Source organism: Mesorhizobium sp. 113-3-3, assembly GCF_016756495.1.
In the GTDB taxonomy this organism is placed as follows: domain Bacteria; phylum Pseudomonadota; class Alphaproteobacteria; order Rhizobiales; family Rhizobiaceae; genus Mesorhizobium.
This window is the reverse complement of the sequence record NZ_AP023243.1, coordinates 4638935-4657342: the sequence shown is the minus strand read 5'-3', so window position 1 is coordinate 4657342 and position 18408 is coordinate 4638935. Positions and strand designations below refer to the sequence as shown.

Sequence of the window (18408 nt, the reverse complement as noted above, 5' to 3'; positions counted from 1 at the left end):
ACGGGCGGCGCCTGACGCCAAGCGCACTTTCGGCCTCGCTTCACGGACGCCGATGGCGTAAGAGCGGCGATGGAAAACAACCGATTTGATACTCCCGTGACCGTCAAGTCCGTCACGGCGGGAAGCACTCAACTCTTGCGCACGGCCCGCGAGGCTTCCGACTACCTGCTCAACAGCTGGCCCGGCAAGCGCAGCCCTAAGCACCGCGCGGCGCTGCAGGCCTGCCACGATGCGTTGGCCGGCGACAAGCCGGCCATGAACGCGCGGCGCGCCTTTATCGCCGCGGCGCGCGAAGTGGACGTCTTTGTCAGCGACAAGGCTCCTGCCTGACGTTGAGCCACACCCTGGATTGAGGCAAGGCCCGCATATGCGGGCCTTTTGCCGTCATTCCGCCGTTTCGCTTTCGATCTCTGTCTCGGGCTTGGAACGTTCGCGCGCGGCAACCTTGGCCGCCAGCTTTTCGGCCTTCTTCGCCGCCTTCTGCCGGTCGCGTTCCTTGCGTTCCTGATCGTAGTTTGGTGCTCGCGCCATATCGGCTCCTTTTGACCTGCCTTGCGGCTCTGACCCTGCCTAGGAGCATTAGCCGTCAAACACAACAGCTGAAACGACAGTGCGCGGGCGCGACCCAAGAGATCCGGGGACTTGCCAGATCGGCGCCATAATGATGTAGGAAACGCAGGGCGCCAGCGTATCTGAGAGCTGCCTGTTTGTTTTGATCAAGTGAATCATGGCCACAATTGCGCGGACGTCGGCAAGGGTTTTCTACTATGCGCGAAACGTCGTGCGCGATGTCATTCCCCAAGCCCTGTTCCGTCGCAGGCTGGCTGTTCGGCTCGAACAGGCCATGCTCTCCGACGAGGCGGCGCGCCGTCGGTTGAATTACTACAACAAGCTGCAGGATGGGTTCGCGCCAAGCGCCAATGCCGTGCGGGTCAGCAAGCTGCCCTTCACGCCGACCATGTACTATTACGACCTGAAGGAATTCGCCCGCTATTTCGATCCCGCATTGCTCATCGACATCGAATTTGGCGACGTCAGGGATGTGCCGAAAGTGCCGGCGATCGTGAAGGATCGGCCCATCCGTGATGACGACCGGAACGCGGTCATCATGAAGCTCGACAAATTCCGTCACTTCCAGATGCCGGCTGATCCCATTTCGTTCGCCGACAAGTTGCCTATGGTGGTGTGGCGCGGCGATCTCAACAATCCGATCAGGACACGGTTTCTGCAAGCGGTGCGCGACCTGCCGTTCTGCGACGTCGGCTCGCACAAGCCGAACGCGCCGGCCGAATATGCCAAGCCCTTTCTCAGCATCAGCCAGCACCAGCGCTACCGCTACATCGTCTCGCTCGAAGGCAATGACGTGGCGACCAATCTCAAATGGATACTGAGCTCGAAGTCGCTCTGCCTGATGCCGCCGCCGACATACGAAACATGGTTCGCGGAGCGGCATCTCGAGGCCAATGTCCATTATGTGCCGCTTGCGGCGGATTTCTCCGACGTTGCCGATCATGTGGCCTATTTCGAACGGCACCCGGAGAAGGCAGAGCGCATCGTCGCGGCTGCGAATGCCTATTGCCGGACCTTCGCTAACGAACGGACCGAACAGGCGATCTCCTTGTTGGTACTCTACAAATATTTCGTGCTGAGCGGCCAGCTCAAGCCGGATGCCCAAGTCTGGCGTTTCATCGAGGGCTGAAGCATGTCGCTCAAACGAACGACATGCAAAACAGGCATGAAGCGCGTCACCTCAATCCGCTTCGACGTGACGTGCTTTGGGCGTTGCTCCTCTGCTGTCAGATGACGCTGCGGTCGATCACCAGATCGGCGGCGCCAAAACGATCCTTTGCCGTCAATTGCTGGTGCCAATAGGGGTAGAGCAAGGGTGGCCGGCTGACCGCGTCGAGGCGCTGGCGTTCCTCATGGCTGAGCGCCAGGCTTGCGGCTGCGAGATTGTCCTTGAGCTGGGCATCGTTGCGGGCGCCGATCACCAGCGAGGAGACGGCGGGGCGTCCAAGCAGCCAGGCGAGTGCCACCTGTGCGGCCGACACGCCGCGATCCCTGCCGATCTCGACCAGCACGTCGACGATCCGCCAGAGCCGGTCCTCGTCGCGGATCGGCGGTTCGGACCAGCCGGCGAGTTGCCGTGCGGTCGGGCTGTCGCGATGGTATTTGCCGGACAGCAGGCCGCCGGCGAGCGGGCTCCAGACCAGCACGCCAAGGCCCTGGTCGACCGAGATCGGCAGAAGTTCATATTCCGCCTCGCGTGCCTCCAGCGTGTAATGGATCTGCTGGGTAACGAAGCGCTGCTGGTGACGGCTGTCGCTGATCCCGAGCGCCTTCATCACCTGCCAGCCGGACCAGTTGGAGCAGCCGATATAGCGCACCTTGCCCTGGTTGACCAAAGTGTCGAGCGCCGCGACCGTTTCCTCGACCGGGGTAAGCCCGTCCCACTGGTGAACGAAATAGATATCGATGACGTCGGTCTTCAGCCGCTTCAGGCTCTTCTCGCATTCGCGGATCAGGTGGTGGCGCGACAGGCCTTCGTCGTTCGGCCCGCCGCCGATCCGCATGCGCGCCTTGGAGGCCACCAGCACGTCGTTCCTGCGCTTGCCGCCGAGCGCCTCGCCGATGATCTCCTCCGACAGGCCGTTGGAATAGACATTGGCGGTGTCGATGAGGTTGATGCCGGCGTCGATGCACATGTCGATCATGCGTTTGGCTTCGGTAAGATCGCTGTTGCCGACCGCGGCGAAGGGCCCGGTGCCGCCGAAGGTCATCGTGCCCAAAGTCAGTGTCGAAACCTTCAGGCCGGAACGGCCAAGGGTGCGGTATTCCATGTCAGTCCTCGCGATCGTGTTGAATGGGGGCGGGGCCAAAGGGCTGCCCGGAATGTGACGGCCATTTGTAGGACAATTCGGCCGGCTTGTCGCCATGCCATGGCGATGGATCAATTGGACATGGGGGACGCCGCGGCGGCCGCTATCGCGCTTGGGCTGCAATAAAACCGTCACTGCCGGTCTATATTGAAGTCGGCTCAGGTGTTTCCCTTCCAGGCTGCTGGCCAGCACTTTGGGGCGCCGTACGGAAACCGACAGGGCTTGCAAGCGGAGCAGTGCAAATGACCGAGCTAAGACAGAATTCTCCCGCCAAGGACTGGCTCGAAGCCGAGCTCGCCGACACGCTCGACGAAGATTATGAGCTCGAAATGTCGGAGCCGGCGCTGTCGATGGAGATCGCCAAGATCTACAAGAACGCGCATCCGCCTTCGATCGACCGCATGCAATATTTTCGCGACTTGATCACCCTGCAGTCCGAACTGATCAAGCTGCAGTCCTGGGTCGCCTACCACAAGAAGAAGCTGGTGGTGATTTTCGAGGGGCGCGATTCCGCCGGCAAGGGCGGCGTCATCAAGCGCATCACCCAGCGGCTCAACCCGCGCATCTGCCGTGTCGTGGCGCTGCCCGCGCCGACCGAGCGCGAGAAGTCGCAATGGTACTTCCAGCGTTATGTCCCGCATCTGCCGGCAGGCGGCGAGATCGTGCTGTTCGACCGCTCCTGGTACAACCGCTCCGGTGTCGAGCGGGTGATGGGCTTTGCCGATGGAGGGCAGGTCGAGGAATTCTTCCGCGACGTGCCGGAGTTCGAGCGCATGCTGGTGCGCTCGGGCATCACTGTCGTGAAATACTGGTTCTCGATCACCGACGAGGAGCAGCAGATGCGCTTCCTGATGCGCATCCATGACCCGATGAAGCAGTGGAAGCTGTCGCCGATGGACTTGCAATCGCGCGTGCGCTGGGAGCAGTACACCAAGGCCAAGGAAGAAACCTTCGCCCGCACCAACATTCCCGAGGCGCCCTGGTTCATCGTCGAGGGCAACGACAAAAAGCGCGCGCGTCTGAACTGCATCGATCATCTGCTCAAGCAGATGCCGTATGAAGAGGTGCCGCACGAGGAAATCACGCTGCCGGAACGCGTATTCAATCCCGAATACGAGCGCCAGACGCTGCCGCGCGAACTTTACGTGCCGGAGAAGTATTGAGATTAGCTCCCTTCTCCCCGTCACTATACGGGGCGAAGGTGCCGGCAGGCGGATGAGGGGCGGCGCCGCGTCGAAAGTTGGGCCTAGTCATCCTTCAACCGTATGCAATCGCTTGCGTCGCCGGCAGCGCAAATCTTCGAAACGTCAGCGCCGCCCCTCATTGCCCTGCCGGGCATTTCTCCCCGTAGAACGGGGAGAAAGCCGCTAACCCCGCTTGATCACCACGTGCGTGGCAAGCGCCGTCGCCACCTGCTCGGTGCATTGATAGCCAAGCTTCAGCATATCCAGGCCGGCGAAGAGGTGCTCGCCCTTGCCAAGCAACACCGGCGAGATTGCAAGATGCATCTCGTCGATCAACCTCTCCTGCAGATATTGCCGGATGGTGGACACCCCGCCGCCGATCCGCACATCCTTGCCGCCGGCCGCCGCCTTGGCCTGTTCGAGCGCCGAATGGATGCCGTCGGTCACAAAATAGAAGGTCGTGCCGCCTTCCATCGTGATGGGCGCCCGCTCGTGGTGCGTCAGTACGAAAACCGGCACATGGTAGGGAGGGTTGACGCCCCACCAACCTTTCCAACTGTCGTCGGGCCACTCGCCGCGGATCGGCCCGAACATGTTGCGGCCGAGGATCCATGCGCCGAGATTTTCGAAACTGCGCGCCGCGAACGTCTCGTTGAGATCGTTGGTGCCGCCATCTTTTCCGAGCACCATATTGCGGAAGGTTGGGGTGTCGACAAACCACTTGTGCAAGGATTCCCCGCCGATGCCGAGCGGGTTTTGCAGATCCTGATCGGGACCGGCGCCGTAGCCGTCGAGCGACAGGGTGAATGCGTTGACACGCAGCATGGACATGAAAGCCTCCTTGGTAACCGGTTGTGTTTCGCAAGCAGTTGTTTTGTAGCAAACCGATTGCGAATTGCAAGCGCTATTTGCAAAACGAAAGCCGGACATCGCTGCCAATCGATGTCCGCATTGTTCGGATGGCGACGGGCAGCCGCCGGCGACGGCTGCCCTGTCGGCTCATTCGTCGGTGAGTTCCATGAAGCGGATATGGTTGCTGAACGGGTCGATGACCTCGACCGTCAGCCGCCCGTCCTCATGTTCCAGGCCGGGGTTCATGTAGCGGTAACCCTTGCCCGCAAGTTCCCTGTGGAAGTCGCGAATGCCTCTCATATAGACGACCATGTTGCCGCCCGGGGTCGCGTCGCCGGCATGTTCGGACAAATGCAGGACAAGGTTGCCGCGCGAAACCTGCGTATAAAGCGGGAAGTTGTCGCCGTATCGGTGCTCCCAGTCCACGCTGAAGCCGAGATAGCCGAGGTAGAATTCGTGCGCTTTGGCTATGTCGAAGATGCGCACGATCGGTGCTATCCGTTCGAAGATGATTGTCTCCTGCCTGGCAGGCGGCGCTTCGATCTTCGCCGAAAGGATATTCCAGGTCGCCAGTCCGAACTGGCGCGCGACGATCTCTAGCGCTTCGCTGTGGCTGATCGTCAGGTCGCGGTCGGCAAGCGCCTCCCGCATGGCTTTCGCCATGGTCTTGGCATCACGATAGGCAAGCATGTCCGTTTCCTCGGGGTCACGGCGAAGCCTTCGTCAGTGCCCGCATTGCCGACGCCTTCGCCCGACGGTGAAACGGTCAGGAAGCATCCTCTGGAGGCGTTCGCCATACCTCTCGGCGAGGTGCGGGCTGCCGGCCGCCTCCGGCCGTGCCGGCATCATAGCCGCAGCCGCCGGTTTTTGTCTGCGGGAATTCGAAAGAACCGCCGGCGGGGCGAAAGAATGGTGACATCTGCTGAAAGGCTTTGCGGGGAGGCCGGGACTAGCCCTTAAGCATCTGTGCCACTTCTGGCGCGAAATAGGTCAGGATGCCGTCGCAGCCGGCGCGCTTGAAGGCGAGCAGCGATTCCAGCATCGCTTTCTCGCCGTCGATCCAGCCATTGGCGCCCGCCGCCTTGATCATCGAATACTCGCCCGACACCTGGTAGGCGAAGGTCGGCATCTGGAATTCGTCCTTCAGCCGGCGGATGATGTCGAGATAGGGCAGGCCGGGCTTGACCATCAGCATGTCGGCGCCCTCGGCGATGTCCTGCTCGGCCTCGCGCACCGCCTCGTCCGAATTGGCGTGGTCGATGTAATAGGTCTTCTTGTCGCCCTTGAGCAGGCCGGCGGTGCCCACCGCCTCGCGGTAGGGGCCGTAGAAGGCCGAGGCGAATTTCGTCGCATAGGACATGATCGCCACGTCCTGAAAGCCGTTTGCGTCGAGCGCGTCGCGGATGGCGCCGATGCGGCCGTCCATCATGTCGGACGGCGCGATGATGTCGGCGCCGGCCGCTGCCTGGATGACGGCCGCCGCCGCGACCTGTTCGACCGTTTCGTCGTTGACGATGATGCCGTCGCGCAGGATGCCGTCATGGCCGTGGCTGGTGAACGGGTCGAGCGCCGCGTCGGTGATGATGCCGATCCCGGGCACCGCGTCCTTGATGGCGCGGGTGGCGCGGTTGATGATGTTTTCCGGGTCGAGAATGTGCGAACCGGTCTGGTCGCGCAGGCCGAGTTCGACATTGGGGAAGGTGGCGAGCGCCGGAATGCCGAGCTTGGCCGCGCGTTCGGCCTCCTTGACAGCGAGATCGACCGACAGGCGGAAGACGCCGGGCATGGCGGCGATCGGCTCGCGTACGTTCCTGCCCTCGACGACGAAGATCGGCCAGATCAGGTCGTCGACGGTGACCCGGTTCTCCTGCACCAGGCGGCGCGACCAATCGGCCTTGCGCATGCGACGCAGGCGGCGGCTGCCGGTGATTTCGTCGACGCTGCGCGCGCCGGCTGGCTTTGTCGGGGTGAATTTGTTCATCGCCAAAACTCTCTTTCAGCGGCTTTTACCACGAGCCCTTGGCGCAGACCAATGCGACACGTTTGTGCCAAGCCGGCGGTGGGGCGTACGTCCTGCCATGTCTATCCGGTCAGGGTTGCCCATTGCCCGAAAGAATCTGCGCTGCGCCTCCGATGGCCACACGGAACGCCTCGTCGAAGCTGACGCCGCGGACCTGCCAGCGATAGGTCTTGCCCTGATCGGCCAGCCGCCAGTCGGCGATCCAGCCGAGCTCCTTGTCGCTCCATACGATGCTGCCGGCGAGCGCTTGTGTGCCACCGGTCTGTTTGGCCAGGCGATCCAGCCTTGCCATGTCGTCGGTGCGCAGCCCTTTTTCGCCGAATTCGGCCAGCAGCGCTGCCTTCGGAAACACCACATGCATCAACAGCGGACCGGTGGCATTGGCGAAGGATTCGCGCATCGTCTCACCACGCTTCTCTTCGGCGCTGAGCACGAAATGCCGGGCACCCTGTTCGGCGGTGAAAAAGACGGCAAGCGTCGGTCGCTCGCCAGGCCAGGGCTTGCTGCCGAGTTGCGCGAGCAGCTTGTCGACCGTGGCGGGCTTGTAGAGGCAGGTCAGATCGTGCGGCCGGTCATGCGTGCCTTGCTCGTCATGGATCGGAATGCCCTCCAGCCGGTCGTGGTAGCGGAAGGTGTCGACGAAATCGCCGGCCTTGTCGCGAAGGGCCGCCATTTCGGGTTTCTCAGGAAGACGCCGATCGCCTGAGACCCTGACCAGGACCCGGTCCAGGCAATCCCTGAAGCCTATCTGGCGGTTCACCTCGCCCTGGCCGGTGACGATGGTCTGTGATTGGTAGAGCTCGTCGGTCGTGACGGCGAACGCATCACGAGGCGCCATGCAGGCGATTGTCACCCCGATCGTCAAGAGCAAGGCACGAAGAAATCCTGGCATGGCCAACTGTTCCCCGACGCCGTCGGCGCGCGATAGCGGCGCATCGCTTGCGACGGCGGCGATCTTCGTAGCATCGGCCGCCGCAGGTCGCCAAGACCACGGCGCGGAGGCTGCTGCCATTGACGCACCCATGCGCCGCCTTTAGCACTTCAGTCCCGCAGGCGCGGGGGAGGGATTCTCTGGCGATGGATTTTGGTGGCGGCGACGAGATCCGCTTCGAGCGGCTGGGCAGAGCCGGTGTCGTCACGCTGACGCGGCCGAAGGCGCTCAATGCCATCACGCACAACATGGTCAAGGCGCTCGGCAAGGCGCTCGATGCCTGGGAGCAGGATGCGAGCGTCAACGTCGTCGTCGTCAAGGCGGAGGGCAGGGCGTTTTCCGCCGGCGGCGATATCCTGCAGGTCTACGAGGGCGGCCGCGCCGGCAAGCCGCCAGTCGATTTCTTTGCTGATGAATACAGGCTCAACGCCCGCATCGCGCGCTTCAAGAAACCCTATGTCGCGCTGATCGACGGCATCGTCATGGGCGGCGGCGTCGGTATCTCCTTCCATGGCTCACACCGCATAATGACCGAGAATGCGCAGTTCGCCATGCCCGAGGTCGGCATCGGCTTCTTCCCCGATGTCGGTGCCAGCCATCTGCTTCCGGATCTTGGCGGCAGCTTTGGCATGTATCTCGGCTTGACGGGAGCGCGTATCCGTTATGGCGATGCGCTGTGGTCCGGCCTTGCCACGCACACGATCAAGGCCGACGATCAGGCAGGGCTGCTTGACGAGCTGGCGACCAGCAATGACCCGAACGCCGAGTTGCGGGATTTCTTCGTCCCGGCCAAACGCGAGACGGAACGGCAGGACCTTGATTCGATCGCCCGCCATTTTTCGCAAGGCACGCTCGCCGGCATCATCGCCAGTCTTGAGGACGCAGCCGGCGGTGATGCCTTTGCCGAGAAGACACTGGCGATGATCAGAAGCCGCTCGCCGACCAGCCTTCACATTGCCTGGCGCGAGATCGGTGCCGGCCAGACGCTGTCGATGGATGAATGCATGAAGATGGAGTTCCGCATTCTCAACCGCATGCTCGCCGGCCATGATTTCTACGAGGGCATCCGCGCCGCCATCATCGACAAAGGCTCGACCCCGCAATGGCGGCCGGCGAAACTGGATGCGGTGAGCGCGGCCGATATCGATGCCTATTTCGCCCCGCTCGGCGAACGGGAACTCCAGCTATGAGCGAGGTGACGTCGAGACGCGTCGTGCTGCAGCCCTCGACGGTCGAGGTGATCTTCGCCTGGTTCCAGCGCGTCATCGCCGGCTACTGCCTTTTGTTCGGCATCCTGTACTGGATCAAGCTGATCGGCTTCTATCCGGGCTCGCTGTGGCGCTTCGACCTGATGCCGGTGCATTGGCAGGTGGCGGCGGTGATGCTCGCCGTGTTTTTCCCCTTTGCCGCGGCGGGGCTCTGGATGCTGGCCTCGTGGGGGCCGGTGATCTGGTTCATCTGCGCGGTCACCGAGACCGTCATGTATGCCGGTTTTCCCGAGCTTTTCGGTCATCGCCTGCTGATCGTCGTCTCGCATGCGGCGGTGGCGCTGCTCTACATCGTCTTTCGCGTCGTCATATGGCTGCAAAAACGCCCCGTCCGGCACTAAACCGTTGAGCCCGTTGGCGTCTTGGCAAACGCCCGGATTGAACCCTGCGATGACTGCCTAAGCCTTTAGGTTAATTATCCTTACTCGGGTGACCGTTCGTTAAGCCTCTTCCGAAACCTCTTACCGGTAAGCTCTTGTTAGCCCTAGCGTTTAAGTCGAATTTTATGAGTATTCGATAGTGTCGCGATCAAGGTGAAAAACAAAAAATCACCAGGGCGACAAACGAGAGGCAAAGACAATGATCAATTCGCGTCCGGCGGCGAAGACCGCCAACGTTTCCGACGATCGCCGCGAGGCTATCCGTTCCCTGTACATGGAATCGCTGCAGCTGGTCGAGCGGCTGCACCGCCGTCTGCTTGATGTCATCAAGGACGAATTCGACCGCAACGGCCGTTCCGACATCAATGCCATCCAGGCGCTGCTGCTCTTCAACATCGGCAATTCCGAGCTGACCGCCGGCGAGCTGCGCTCGCGTGGCTACTATCTCGGCTCGAACGTCTCCTACAATCTGAAGAAGCTGGTCGATCTCGGCTTCATCAACCACCAGCGTTCGCGCATCGACCGCCGTTCGGTCCGCGTCTCGCTGACCCCGAAGGGCAATGAGGTGGCGGACGTGGTCGCCGGTCTCTATGAGCGCCATGTCGGCTCGATCGAACAGGTCGGCGGCATCAACACCGACGAGTTCAAGCAGATGAACCGCGCCCTGCAGCGCCTCGACCGCTTCTGGAACGACACCATCGCCTACCGGATGTAAGCAATCCACGAACGGCAGCCGCGCCGCAGAAGCGTGGCCCGAACAGCGACCTCCAGTCAGGGGCCGGTGCCGAAAAGCACCGGCCCTTTTTCTCGTCAAGGACAGCCAGCCGGCAGTTCGGTGGTCGTCTCTTGACCGATGCAGCACCGGAAGCCGGTCACCGGCGGCTTCCGCCGCCCGCTTTGCTTTCGCCTCGACAATGCTAATGTCGCCGCCCAAGGGGGACATGATGGGCCCGAGGAACTGCTTCAAAATCTGTTCGGTCGCCGCGGTGCTCCTGCTGGCACCGGAAATGGCTTTCGCGGAGGACTGGTGGAAAGACTCCTTCGCCATCGAAGGCAGCAGCCCCTGCGACAACAATGATTCCAGGGTGACCTTCACCGACAAGTCCGTGGACATGTGGGAAGTCGGCTGCACACTCGACAGGGTCCAGAAACTCAGGGGCCTGGAGGCAGTCATCATGGACATGACCTGCTCGGATGACGAGCAGAGTGTCGAGAAGAGACGCGCGCTGTTGCTCAAACTCGATGACAACAAGATATTGCGGTATCCCGAGTACCAGGTGCTGCAACGGTGTTCGGAGCTGGAGGCCAAGACCAGCCCGAAGCCTTAGCTGTCCGCGCCGATAGAACGCCGCGGTTCCCGCGCGCCACGTCATGGCCCTGACAATGCGAGGGCAAGGTGGGTTCGATACCGAAAAACCACGCCCCTTTCATTTCGCCACGCCGGTCGGCTCAAATTGGGCGCAAGGCCACGTTGCCGCCATATTCCAATGGAACCGAGGGTGGCAGTGATGCTGTCGTGAAGATCATGCGTCCACCCGCAACCGTATCGCGCCTCGTGCGTTTCTTGGCAATGTGATACGGGCCATGGTTGGCTAATTGTTAAGATTGCCAATTTTAGAGTGCGGGCGAGATCGCCCGATGATCGACACAGCAAATGATCGAACCGCTACCTATGTCTGGAACGTCCATGAGAACCAGCCGCCGCTTTTTCCTTTCCGGAGCCTCGTTGCTCGCCGCCGCCATGGTGGCCGGCCGTGCGAGCGCACAGGATGTGATCGGGGATATCCTGAAATCCTCGGCCCGCGGCAATTGGGACGATCAGTTCGACGCCCGCGCCAGCGAAGGCGGCAAGGTGGCATCGACGCTGCCGATCTTCAGCCCGCAGACCGTTGCGTTCACCGAGCAGGCGGTCGCGCAGTATCAGAACATTGTCGGGCAGGGCGGCTGGGTACAGGTTCCCGCGACGAAGAAACTGGAACTCGGCGTCGATGATCCGGACGTGGTGCCGCTGCGCAAGCGCCTGATGGTTGCGGGCGATCTGTCGCAGAGCGCCGGCATTTCGACGGCCTTCGATTCCTATGTCGACTCGGCCGTCAAGCGGTTCCAGTTGCGCCATGGCCTGCCGGCTGACGGCTCCATGGGCAAATACACCTATGCGGCGATGAATGTTTCGGCGCAGGTCCGGCTCGGCCAGTTGCAGACCAATCTGCAGCGGCTGAAGGAGAAGGCCGGCACGCTCGGCAACCGCTACGTGCTGGTCGACATTCCGGCCGCTCAGATCGAAGCGGTCGAGAATGACCGCGTCGTGCTCCGCCACACCGCTATCGTCGGCAAGATCGATCGCCAGACGCCGATCGTCAATTCCAAGATCAACGAGATCATCGTCAACCCGTACTGGAACGCGCCGGTTTCGATCGTGCGCAAGGACATCATTCCACTGATGCGGAAGGACCCCAACTATTTGAAGAACAGCCATATCCGCCTGTTCGCGCCGGATGGCAGCGAAGTCGATCCGATGAATGTCGACTGGTCGACGGATGATGCGGCCAAGTACCGGTTCCGCCAGGATCCCGGTTCGGAAAACGCCATGGCGTCGGTCAAGATCAACTTCCCGAGCCCGGACGGCGTCTACATGCACGACACCCCGCAGCAGAGCCTGTTCGGCAAGATGATGCGCTTCGATTCCTCGGGCTGCGTGCGCGTCCAGAACGTGCGCGATCTCGTCACCTGGATCCTGCGCGACACGCCCGGTTGGGACCGCCAGCATTTCGAGGCGGCGATCAAGACTGGCCAGAACACGCCGATCCAGGTCACCAACCCGGTGCCGGTGCACTTCCTCTATCTCTCCGCCTGGTCGACCGGACCAGGGGTCGTCCAGTTCCGCGACGACGTCTACGCGTTGGACGGCGCCAGCGAACTGCAGATCACATCTTCGCTGTAAGCAGCTGATAGTCTTGACGAAAGGCCGCTCGAAGGGGCGGCCTTTTTGTTTGCGGGATTGTTAGATCAGCCGCTGGTTCACCAGCCGCGCCACCGCTTGCGCGCGGTTGACGGCGCCGAGCTTGCGCCTGGCATTGTCGACATGGAAGCGCACCGTCGCTTCGGCAATGCCGAGAATGACCGAGATTTCCCAATCCGTCTTGCCTTCGGCGACAAGCGCCAGGCTGTCGCGCTCGCGCACCGTCAGCCGGACGGTGGCGGTGGGCGGGGGCGTCGTCAGATCCATCAGCCGTTCGGTCAGCACGAGGCCGGCCATCTGGATGGCAAAACTCTCTTCATCCGTGAAGTCGCGCCGGTGGAAGCCGAGATGCAGCGAGGCTATGGCGCCATCCGCCCCATAGGAGGTGGAACAAAGCGCGTCGTTGATCGCCGCCTCGCCGAGCGCGTCCCAGTAGGTACCGAATTGCGCGCTGCCGCGCGGGGCAAAATCGGAGAAGCGGTAGCGCGTGCGGTTTTCGCGGATCGCGCCCAGCAACGGATTGCATTCGAAGCAGACATAGTCGAATGCCGGGCTGCCCGGCCAGTCCGCCGGCGCCAGCCGCGTGATGAAGCCTCCAGCCGCCCAATGGCTGGCCGAGGTCAGCGTCACTGTCGGCCTTCGGTAGAGGCGGGTCTGCAGATACGAAGCGCCGAAGCTTTCCATCGCCGCGAAATAAGCGGTGCTTGCGCCCTCGGCCGTTTCCGAGGCCAGGGCCGGTTCGGCAAGTGCCATGATCCGTGACAGCATCGATCGAACCCCCGCTCGCCAGCCGTGATGCAGCGTGGCACAGCGGTATGTCGGCTGCAAGGCAGCCGCCCGGCGAAACCCCTCTGTCAACCCCGCGCTATCGGGAGGTTGATGCCGGACGATGCTCGATTATCCAGAAAGGAGCAGCGCCGGCATCCGGCATTCAAGTCCGAATGCCTGGACACCGGCGCCCCTGCATACGCACGTCAACGGGGGGCTGGCGTGCGGCCGGCCACCTGGTGCCCCTAGGCAGCCTTGCGCTGACGCCAGGTGCCGGCCTTTTTTTGGCGTCGGCCTGATGCCGGCCGCACGGTCTGCCGTGCTCCGGCAATCGCCGAGCCGGCGCTGTCTGGACGCGACGGCGACGATTGCGCATGGTTCCCCAAACAGCCGGAATCGCGCCATGCAAGCCGCCATCTTCGTCCTCGTCGTGCTCGTCTTCGTCGCCGTTTCCGGCGCGCTGGTGCGGCTGGTGCGGGTGCCGCTGCCGGTGCTGCAGATCGCCATAGGTGCTGCCCTTGCCTGGCCGGTGCGCGGCATCCATGTCGAGATCGATCCGGAACTGTTCCTGCTGGTGTTCATTCCGCCGCTGCTGTTCAGCGACGCTTTCGGCGCGCCCAAGCGAGAACTGATGGCGCTGCGCGGGCCGATCCTCGACCTCGCCATCGGCCTCGTCTTCTTCACCATTGTCGGCTTCGGCTATGCCTTGCACTGGCTGGTGCCGAGCATTCCGCTGGTCGTTGCCTTCGCGCTCGCGGCGGTGCTGTCGCCGACCGATGCGGTGGCCGTCTCCTCGATTGTGGACAGGAACGTCGTCCCGGCGCGGCTGATGCACATTCTGGAAGGCGAGTCGCTGCTCAACGATGCGTCGGGCCTGGTGATGTTCCGCTTTGCCGTCGCGGCGGCACTGACCGGCAGTTTTTCCTTTGCCGCCGCCTCGCTGAGTTTCCTCTACGCCGTGGCGGTCGGCATCCTGGCCGGCGTGGCGGCCTTGTTCGTCGCCGCCAAGGCGCTGCAACTCTTGAACCGCATCGGCGGCGTGCCGGCCGAGGCGCAGGTGCTGATCACCATCCTGCTTCCCTTCGTCGCCTATCTTGGCGCCGAGCATTTCGGCGCTTCGGGCATCCTGGCGGCAGTGACCGCCGGCCTCTTGACCGGGAGCACCGGCATATTCCGCTTCCTCGGCGTCTCGGCGCGCATGCAGACGATCTCGCTGTGGACGACGTTTTCCTTCGTCTTCAACGGCGCGCTGTTCATCGTGCTTGGCCTGCAGCTTCCCGAGATCATCCGCAAGGTTCCGCCCGAACTGTCCAGCCGCCATTGGTTTTTGGAACCGGTGCTGACGGTCCTGCTGCTGACCCTTTGCCTGATCGCGCTACGCTTCGTCTGGATCTGGATTGGCGACATCACGGCCGGTTTTGCGGCGCGGCTCGGCAAGCGGCAGGCCGAACCGTTCGGCATGCGCGTGCGGCTCGCCGGTTCGGTGGCGGGCGTGCGCGGCGCCATCACGCTGGCCGGCATATTGTCGCTGCCGCTGGCCTTGCAGGATGGTTCGCCATTCCCCGCGCGCGACCTGGTCATCTTCCTCGCCGCCGGCGTCATCATCTGCTCGCTCGTCATCGCCAGCCTGGCCTTGCCGGTGATCGCGCGCGGACTGGTAGAGCCCGGCGAGGACGCTGGTGCTGCCGAGGAACGCATGGCGCGCGTCGGCGCGGCAAAGGCGGCGATCGCCCACCTCGAAAGCATCGCGCAGACCGATGACGAAGGGGAGGGCGATGTGCCCGGCCTCAAGCTGGCCGCCGCCAACGGCATCGTTGCTGCCTATCGGCGACGCATCGCGGCGTCCGACGAGGCCGACGAGGCACGCGCCGAGATGCGCGAGGCGGGAAGGCTGGAGATCGATCTGAGGCTGGCCGGCATCGCCGCCGAGCGTGACGCCGTGCGCGCCATGCTTCGCCGCGGCGATATCAACGACCACACGGCGCGGGCGCTGTTCACCGAGATCACGCTCACCGAAGCCCTTTTGAACGGCAGGCAGACGCGGAAATAGCGCCGGCGATGCCCCAGAGGCGGTGGATTTGCAGTCTCTGCCGCAAACCGGCCAGCAAATTTCGCGCCGCAAACGTGGCGGGTCGAAAACAACTGTGTTAATGGCGCGGCAATGCATGTCGCCCAAAAGTGTGCAGCGGTTTTGGGGCAACGATAAGCATAGGTAAATTGCCCCGAACCGGAGGATTTCAGGCCATGGCAACAGCAGCGGCAGCGTCGAACAAATTCGAATCCTTCTTCGAAACCACGCTGGAAGACGCCGATCCGGAGATTTTCGGCGCCATCCGCAACGAGCTTGGCCGCCAGCGCCATGAGATCGAGCTGATCGCCTCGGAAAACATCGTTTCCCGCGCCGTGCTAGAGGCGCAGGGGTCGATCATGACCAACAAATACGCCGAGGGCTATCCGGGCAAGCGCTACTATGGCGGCTGCCAGTTCGTCGACGTGGCCGAGGAACTGGCCATCGAGCGGGCGAAGAAGCTGTTCGGCTGCAATTTCGCCAACGTCCAGCCAAACTCAGGCAGCCAGATGAACCAGGCGGTGTTCCTGGCGCTGCTGCAGCCCGGCGACACCTTCATGGGCCTCGACCTCAATTCCGGCGGCCATCTCACCCACGGCTCGCCGGTCAACATGAGCGGCAAGTGGTTCAAGGTCGTCTCCTATGGCGTGCGCAAGGAAGACCATCTGCTCGACATGGACGCGATCGAAAAGACCGCGCATGAGACCAGGCCGAAGCTGATCCTGGCCGGCGGCACCGCCTATTCGCGCATCTGGGACTGGAAGCGCTTTCGCGAGATCGCCGATGCGGTCGGCGCCTATCTGATGGTCGACATGGCGCATATTGCGGGCCTCGTCGCCGGCGGCGTGCATCCCTCGCCACTGCCGCACGCCCATGTGGTGACCACCACCACGCACAAGTCGCTGCGCGGCCCGCGCGGCGGCATGATCCTGTGCAACGACGAAGAGATTGCCAAGAAGATGAACTCGGCCGTGTTCCCCGGCCTGCAGGGCGGCCCGCTGATGCATGTCATCGCCGCCAAGGCGGTGGCCTTCGGCGAGGCGCTGAAGCCGAGCTTCAAGATCTATGCCGAGAGTGTCGCCGCCAACGCCAAGGCGCTGGCTTCGAGCCTCAAGGAGACCGGCCTCGACATCGTCTCCGGCGGTACCGACAACCATCTGATGCTGGTCGATCTGCGCCCCAAGAACGCCACCGGCAAGCGCGCCGAGGCCGCTCTTGGCCGCGCCAACATCACTTGCAACAAGAACGGCATTCCCTTCGACCCGGAAAAGCCCTTCGTTACCTCGGGTGTGCGTCTCGGCACGCCGGCCGGCACCACGCGTGGCTTCGGCCAGGCCGAATTCCGCGAGATCGGCAAGCTGATCGCCGAGGTGCTGGATGGTCTCAAGGTCGCTAATTCGGACGAGGGCAATGCCGCGGTCGAGGCGGCGGTCAAGGCCAAGGTTGTGGCGCTGACCGATCGTTTCCCGCTCTATCCTTATCTCGGTTGACCATCCTTATCGATTGACCAGGCGCGAAGCGTCATCTTTTATCCGCCGGCGGTGCGCCACCCCTGATCGGGTGGCGCATGGAACTGGAGATTTGATGATGCGCAATTTTCGTATCGCCTTGCTCGGCGCTGTCGGCTGGCTGGCCATTTGCGGTCCTGTTTCGGCGCAAACACAGCCCGCTCCGGACCTGCCTGCCACGAGCACCTTCGGCCGATGGACAACCATGGTCGATACGCTTGACACCGGCCAGGATGCGCACAAGACCTGCGCGGCCTCGACGGCGTTCTTCGATGCGAGCGGCAATTCGGGCACGCTGACCTTGTCGATCTCGACCGGCGACACGCTGCCCCCTGATGCCTACCCGGCCATCATGCTCACCGTTGACAACAAGCAGTTGCCGACCGGCAAGAAGATCGCGGCGACGTTCGGCGATCCAGGCGTCAAGGTTTCCGCAACGGTCTATTCCAACGATGCCCTCATTGGCCGTCCAAGCTGGACGGTCGACAACCAGGCCAAGACCAGTCTCGCGCTGCTGCGAGCCATGCGCCAGGTCGTCTCGCTCGACGTTACTTTCGGCAAGCAGGCCTTCGCCAGCATCCCGATGGACGGCTTCACCAAGGCCTATCGCAATCTCGGAACGTCTTGCGGCTTCCCGACCAAGGACGTCGCGCCGTGACGGTCGGGTCGCAGTAGGAGCCCGCGGATGGATATTGTCTGGAAGGGTGTGGTCGGCGGGCTGGTGACTGCGCTGATCGTCTGGGCGTCCAAGCGCGGCAATGTCCTGCCAGGTATCCTGCCGCTGGCGCCCACCTTTGCCGTCATTGCCTTGCTCGCCGTCGGCGCCAAGGGCGATCCGGGCGGTTTCCGCGATGCCTGCCTTGCCGGAATGAAGACAATTCCCGCCTATCTCGCCTTCCTCGGCGCCTGCTGGCTGTTCATCGACAAGGTCGACTATCGGCTGGCCGTTGCCGGCGGCATCGCTGTCTGGCTGGTTGCCGCGCTGGCAATCTTCCTCGCGCCTCGCTATCTCTGATGCTGCAGTCCGTTGACGAGACGGAACGGCTTCAATCCCGGCCGGAAAGGCTCTAAGCCTTCCGCCTCACCAGATTCGCGAACCCAAGGCTCTCCATGCGCTGTCCCTATTGCCAGTCCGAAGATACGCAGGTGAAGGATTCGCGCCCCGCCGAGGATGGCGCGGCGATCCGCAGGCGCCGTGTCTGCCCCGATTGCGGCGGCCGCTTCACCACGTTCGAGCGCGTGCAATTGCGCGATCTGGTCGTGGTCAAGAAGTCGGGCCGCAAAGTGCCGTTCGACCGAGACAAGCTGCTGCGCTCGGTCGAGATCGCTGTGCGCAAGCGCAATGTCGACCCCGAACGCATCGACCGCGCGGTGACCGGCATCGTGCGTCAGCTCGAAAGCTCCGGCGAGACGGAAGTGGCCTCCGGCGAAGTCGGCCGGCTGGTCATGGAGGCGCTGAAATCGCTCGATGACGTCGCCTATGTCCGCTTTGCTTCGGTCTACCGCAATTTCCGCGAGGCCAAGGATTTCCACGAATTGCTGGGCGAGTTGAAGGGCGACGAAGACAAGAGTGAAGAGGAAGCCGGCTGAG

20 protein-coding genes are annotated in these 18408 nt (G+C 62.9%); 13 read left to right on the top strand and 7 right to left on the bottom strand.

All coding sequences use genetic code 11. The annotated features are described in order from the left end of the window. Window positions 1-96: 96 nt before the first annotated feature. Window positions 97-330 carry a DUF982 domain-containing protein gene (locus JG746_RS22895; protein ID WP_244730396.1) on the top strand — a complete coding sequence of 78 codons (234 nt, stop codon included), beginning with the start codon at window positions 97-99 and terminating at the stop codon, window positions 328-330. Window positions 331-384: 54 nt separating this feature from the next. Here JG746_RS22895 and JG746_RS22890 read toward each other — a convergent pair whose 3' ends face one another. Further along, window positions 385-531: a hypothetical protein gene (locus JG746_RS22890; protein WP_202354787.1), complete on the bottom strand. Its 147-nt coding sequence runs from the start codon at window positions 529-531 to the stop codon at window positions 385-387. Between the two features lie 196 nt (window positions 532-727). Here JG746_RS22890 and JG746_RS22885 point away from each other — a divergent pair, with 196 nt between their 5' ends. Then, on the top strand, window positions 728-1699 hold the full coding sequence (locus JG746_RS22885) for a glycosyl transferase family 90 (protein WP_202354786.1): 972 nt from the start codon (window positions 728-730) through the stop codon (window positions 1697-1699). Between the two features lie 97 nt (window positions 1700-1796). Here JG746_RS22885 and JG746_RS22880 read toward each other — a convergent pair whose 3' ends face one another. Beyond that, window positions 1797-2840: an aldo/keto reductase gene (locus JG746_RS22880; protein ID WP_202354785.1), complete on the bottom strand. Its 1044-nt coding sequence runs from the start codon at window positions 2838-2840 to the stop codon at window positions 1797-1799. A 281-nt stretch (window positions 2841-3121) separates the two neighbouring features. On the opposite strand from JG746_RS22880, the gene ppk2 reads away from it, so the two are divergent. Continuing rightward, on the top strand, window positions 3122-4042 hold the full coding sequence (ppk2, locus tag JG746_RS22875; protein WP_202354784.1) for a polyphosphate kinase 2: 921 nt from the start codon (window positions 3122-3124) through the stop codon (window positions 4040-4042). Window positions 4043-4246: 204 nt separating this feature from the next. On the opposite strand, the gene JG746_RS22870 is transcribed toward ppk2, so the two are convergent. From JG746_RS22870 to JG746_RS22855, 4 genes are all read right to left on the bottom strand, one after another. Continuing rightward, window positions 4247-4894 carry a dihydrofolate reductase family protein gene (locus tag JG746_RS22870; RefSeq protein WP_202359444.1) on the bottom strand — a complete coding sequence of 216 codons (648 nt, stop codon included), beginning with the start codon at window positions 4892-4894 and terminating at the stop codon, window positions 4247-4249. 168 nt (window positions 4895-5062) lie between these two features. After that, the gene (locus JG746_RS22865; protein WP_202354783.1) at window positions 5063-5605 is read right to left on the bottom strand and encodes a glyoxalase superfamily protein; all 543 of its coding nucleotides are present in this window, start codon (window positions 5603-5605) and stop codon (window positions 5063-5065) included. A gap of 259 nt (window positions 5606-5864) precedes the next feature. Beyond that, on the bottom strand, window positions 5865-6896 hold the full coding sequence (hemB, locus tag JG746_RS22860) for a porphobilinogen synthase (RefSeq protein ID WP_202354782.1): 1032 nt from the start codon (window positions 6894-6896) through the stop codon (window positions 5865-5867). A gap of 109 nt (window positions 6897-7005) precedes the next feature. After that, window positions 7006-7827, bottom strand: a complete 822-nt coding sequence (locus JG746_RS22855) for a DUF2066 domain-containing protein (protein WP_202354781.1) — start codon at window positions 7825-7827, stop codon at window positions 7006-7008. A 185-nt stretch (window positions 7828-8012) separates the two neighbouring features. On the opposite strand from JG746_RS22855, the gene JG746_RS22850 reads away from it, so the two are divergent. The 5 genes from JG746_RS22850 to JG746_RS22830 all read left to right on the top strand — a co-directional run bounded on the left by JG746_RS22850 (window position 8013) and on the right by JG746_RS22830 (window position 12455). Continuing rightward, on the top strand, window positions 8013-9056 hold the full coding sequence (locus JG746_RS22850) for an enoyl-CoA hydratase/isomerase family protein (RefSeq protein ID WP_202354780.1): 1044 nt from the start codon (window positions 8013-8015) through the stop codon (window positions 9054-9056). Continuing rightward, complete coding sequence (locus tag JG746_RS22845; RefSeq protein WP_115139495.1) at window positions 9053-9475, top strand: DUF6163 family protein; 423 nt, start codon at window positions 9053-9055, stop codon at window positions 9473-9475. The genes JG746_RS22850 and JG746_RS22845 overlap by 4 nt, the downstream gene beginning before the upstream one ends. A gap of 238 nt (window positions 9476-9713) precedes the next feature. Then, window positions 9714-10229, top strand: a complete 516-nt coding sequence (ldtR, locus tag JG746_RS22840; protein ID WP_013896002.1) for a transcriptional regulator LdtR — start codon at window positions 9714-9716, stop codon at window positions 10227-10229. 229 nt (window positions 10230-10458) lie between these two features. Continuing rightward, window positions 10459-10842, top strand: a complete 384-nt coding sequence (locus tag JG746_RS22835) for a hypothetical protein (protein ID WP_244730394.1) — start codon at window positions 10459-10461, stop codon at window positions 10840-10842. A 359-nt stretch (window positions 10843-11201) separates the two neighbouring features. Beyond that, window positions 11202-12455: a L,D-transpeptidase family protein gene (locus JG746_RS22830; protein WP_202354778.1), complete on the top strand. Its 1254-nt coding sequence runs from the start codon at window positions 11202-11204 to the stop codon at window positions 12453-12455. Window positions 12456-12515: 60 nt separating this feature from the next. On the opposite strand, the gene JG746_RS37690 is transcribed toward JG746_RS22830, so the two are convergent. Continuing rightward, on the bottom strand, window positions 12516-13241 hold the full coding sequence (locus tag JG746_RS37690) for a helix-turn-helix domain-containing protein (protein ID WP_274609309.1): 726 nt from the start codon (window positions 13239-13241) through the stop codon (window positions 12516-12518). 403 nt (window positions 13242-13644) lie between these two features. Here JG746_RS37690 and JG746_RS22820 point away from each other — a divergent pair, with 403 nt between their 5' ends. The 5 genes from JG746_RS22820 (at window position 13645) to nrdR (ending at window position 18407) form a co-directional block, all read left to right on the top strand. After that, window positions 13645-15291: a Na+/H+ antiporter gene (locus JG746_RS22820; protein WP_202354777.1), complete on the top strand. Its 1647-nt coding sequence runs from the start codon at window positions 13645-13647 to the stop codon at window positions 15289-15291. A 194-nt stretch (window positions 15292-15485) separates the two neighbouring features. Continuing rightward, window positions 15486-16799 (top strand): serine hydroxymethyltransferase, encoded by a 1314-nt coding sequence (glyA, locus tag JG746_RS22815; protein WP_202354776.1) that lies wholly within the window; start codon window positions 15486-15488, stop codon window positions 16797-16799. Between the two features lie 97 nt (window positions 16800-16896). Continuing rightward, complete coding sequence (locus tag JG746_RS22810; protein WP_202359442.1) at window positions 16897-17475, top strand: hypothetical protein; 579 nt, start codon at window positions 16897-16899, stop codon at window positions 17473-17475. 27 nt (window positions 17476-17502) lie between these two features. Then, complete coding sequence (locus JG746_RS22805; RefSeq protein WP_019857610.1) at window positions 17503-17832, top strand: GlpM family protein; 330 nt, start codon at window positions 17503-17505, stop codon at window positions 17830-17832. 95 nt (window positions 17833-17927) lie between these two features. Then, window positions 17928-18407: a transcriptional regulator NrdR gene (gene nrdR / locus JG746_RS22800; protein WP_013895995.1), complete on the top strand. Its 480-nt coding sequence runs from the start codon at window positions 17928-17930 to the stop codon at window positions 18405-18407. Window position 18408 lies beyond the last annotated feature (1 nt).

Excerpts from the sequence above, each read along its gene's own strand:
- hemB (WP_202354782.1), bottom strand. The coding sequence starts at position 6,896 with ATGAACAAATTCACCCCGACAAAGCCAGCCGGCGCGCGCAGCGTCGAC.
- nrdR (WP_013895995.1), top strand. The coding sequence starts at position 17,928 with ATGCGCTGTCCCTATTGCCAGTCCGAAGATACGCAGGTGAAGGATTCG.
- JG746_RS22880 (WP_202354785.1), bottom strand. The coding sequence starts at position 2,840 with ATGGAATACCGCACCCTTGGCCGTTCCGGCCTGAAGGTTTCGACACTG.
- JG746_RS22850 (WP_202354780.1), top strand. The coding sequence starts at position 8,013 with ATGGATTTTGGTGGCGGCGACGAGATCCGCTTCGAGCGGCTGGGCAGA.
- JG746_RS22805 (WP_019857610.1), top strand. The coding sequence starts at position 17,503 with ATGGATATTGTCTGGAAGGGTGTGGTCGGCGGGCTGGTGACTGCGCTG.
- ldtR (WP_013896002.1), top strand. The coding sequence starts at position 9,714 with ATGATCAATTCGCGTCCGGCGGCGAAGACCGCCAACGTTTCCGACGAT.
- JG746_RS22870 (WP_202359444.1), bottom strand. The coding sequence starts at position 4,894 with ATGTCCATGCTGCGTGTCAACGCATTCACCCTGTCGCTCGACGGCTAC.
- JG746_RS22830 (WP_202354778.1), top strand. The coding sequence starts at position 11,202 with ATGAGAACCAGCCGCCGCTTTTTCCTTTCCGGAGCCTCGTTGCTCGCC.
- JG746_RS22855 (WP_202354781.1), bottom strand. The coding sequence starts at position 7,827 with ATGCCAGGATTTCTTCGTGCCTTGCTCTTGACGATCGGGGTGACAATC.
- JG746_RS22820 (WP_202354777.1), top strand. The coding sequence starts at position 13,645 with ATGCAAGCCGCCATCTTCGTCCTCGTCGTGCTCGTCTTCGTCGCCGTT.
- glyA (WP_202354776.1), top strand. The coding sequence starts at position 15,486 with ATGGCAACAGCAGCGGCAGCGTCGAACAAATTCGAATCCTTCTTCGAA.
- JG746_RS37690 (WP_274609309.1), bottom strand. The coding sequence starts at position 13,241 with ATGCTGTCACGGATCATGGCACTTGCCGAACCGGCCCTGGCCTCGGAA.
- JG746_RS22890 (WP_202354787.1), bottom strand. The coding sequence starts at position 531 with ATGGCGCGAGCACCAAACTACGATCAGGAACGCAAGGAACGCGACCGG.
- JG746_RS22835 (WP_244730394.1), top strand. The coding sequence starts at position 10,459 with ATGGGCCCGAGGAACTGCTTCAAAATCTGTTCGGTCGCCGCGGTGCTC.
- JG746_RS22845 (WP_115139495.1), top strand. The coding sequence starts at position 9,053 with ATGAGCGAGGTGACGTCGAGACGCGTCGTGCTGCAGCCCTCGACGGTC.
- JG746_RS22865 (WP_202354783.1), bottom strand. The coding sequence starts at position 5,605 with ATGCTTGCCTATCGTGATGCCAAGACCATGGCGAAAGCCATGCGGGAG.
- JG746_RS22885 (WP_202354786.1), top strand. The coding sequence starts at position 728 with ATGGCCACAATTGCGCGGACGTCGGCAAGGGTTTTCTACTATGCGCGA.
- ppk2 (WP_202354784.1), top strand. The coding sequence starts at position 3,122 with ATGACCGAGCTAAGACAGAATTCTCCCGCCAAGGACTGGCTCGAAGCC.
- JG746_RS22810 (WP_202359442.1), top strand. The coding sequence starts at position 16,897 with ATGCGCAATTTTCGTATCGCCTTGCTCGGCGCTGTCGGCTGGCTGGCC.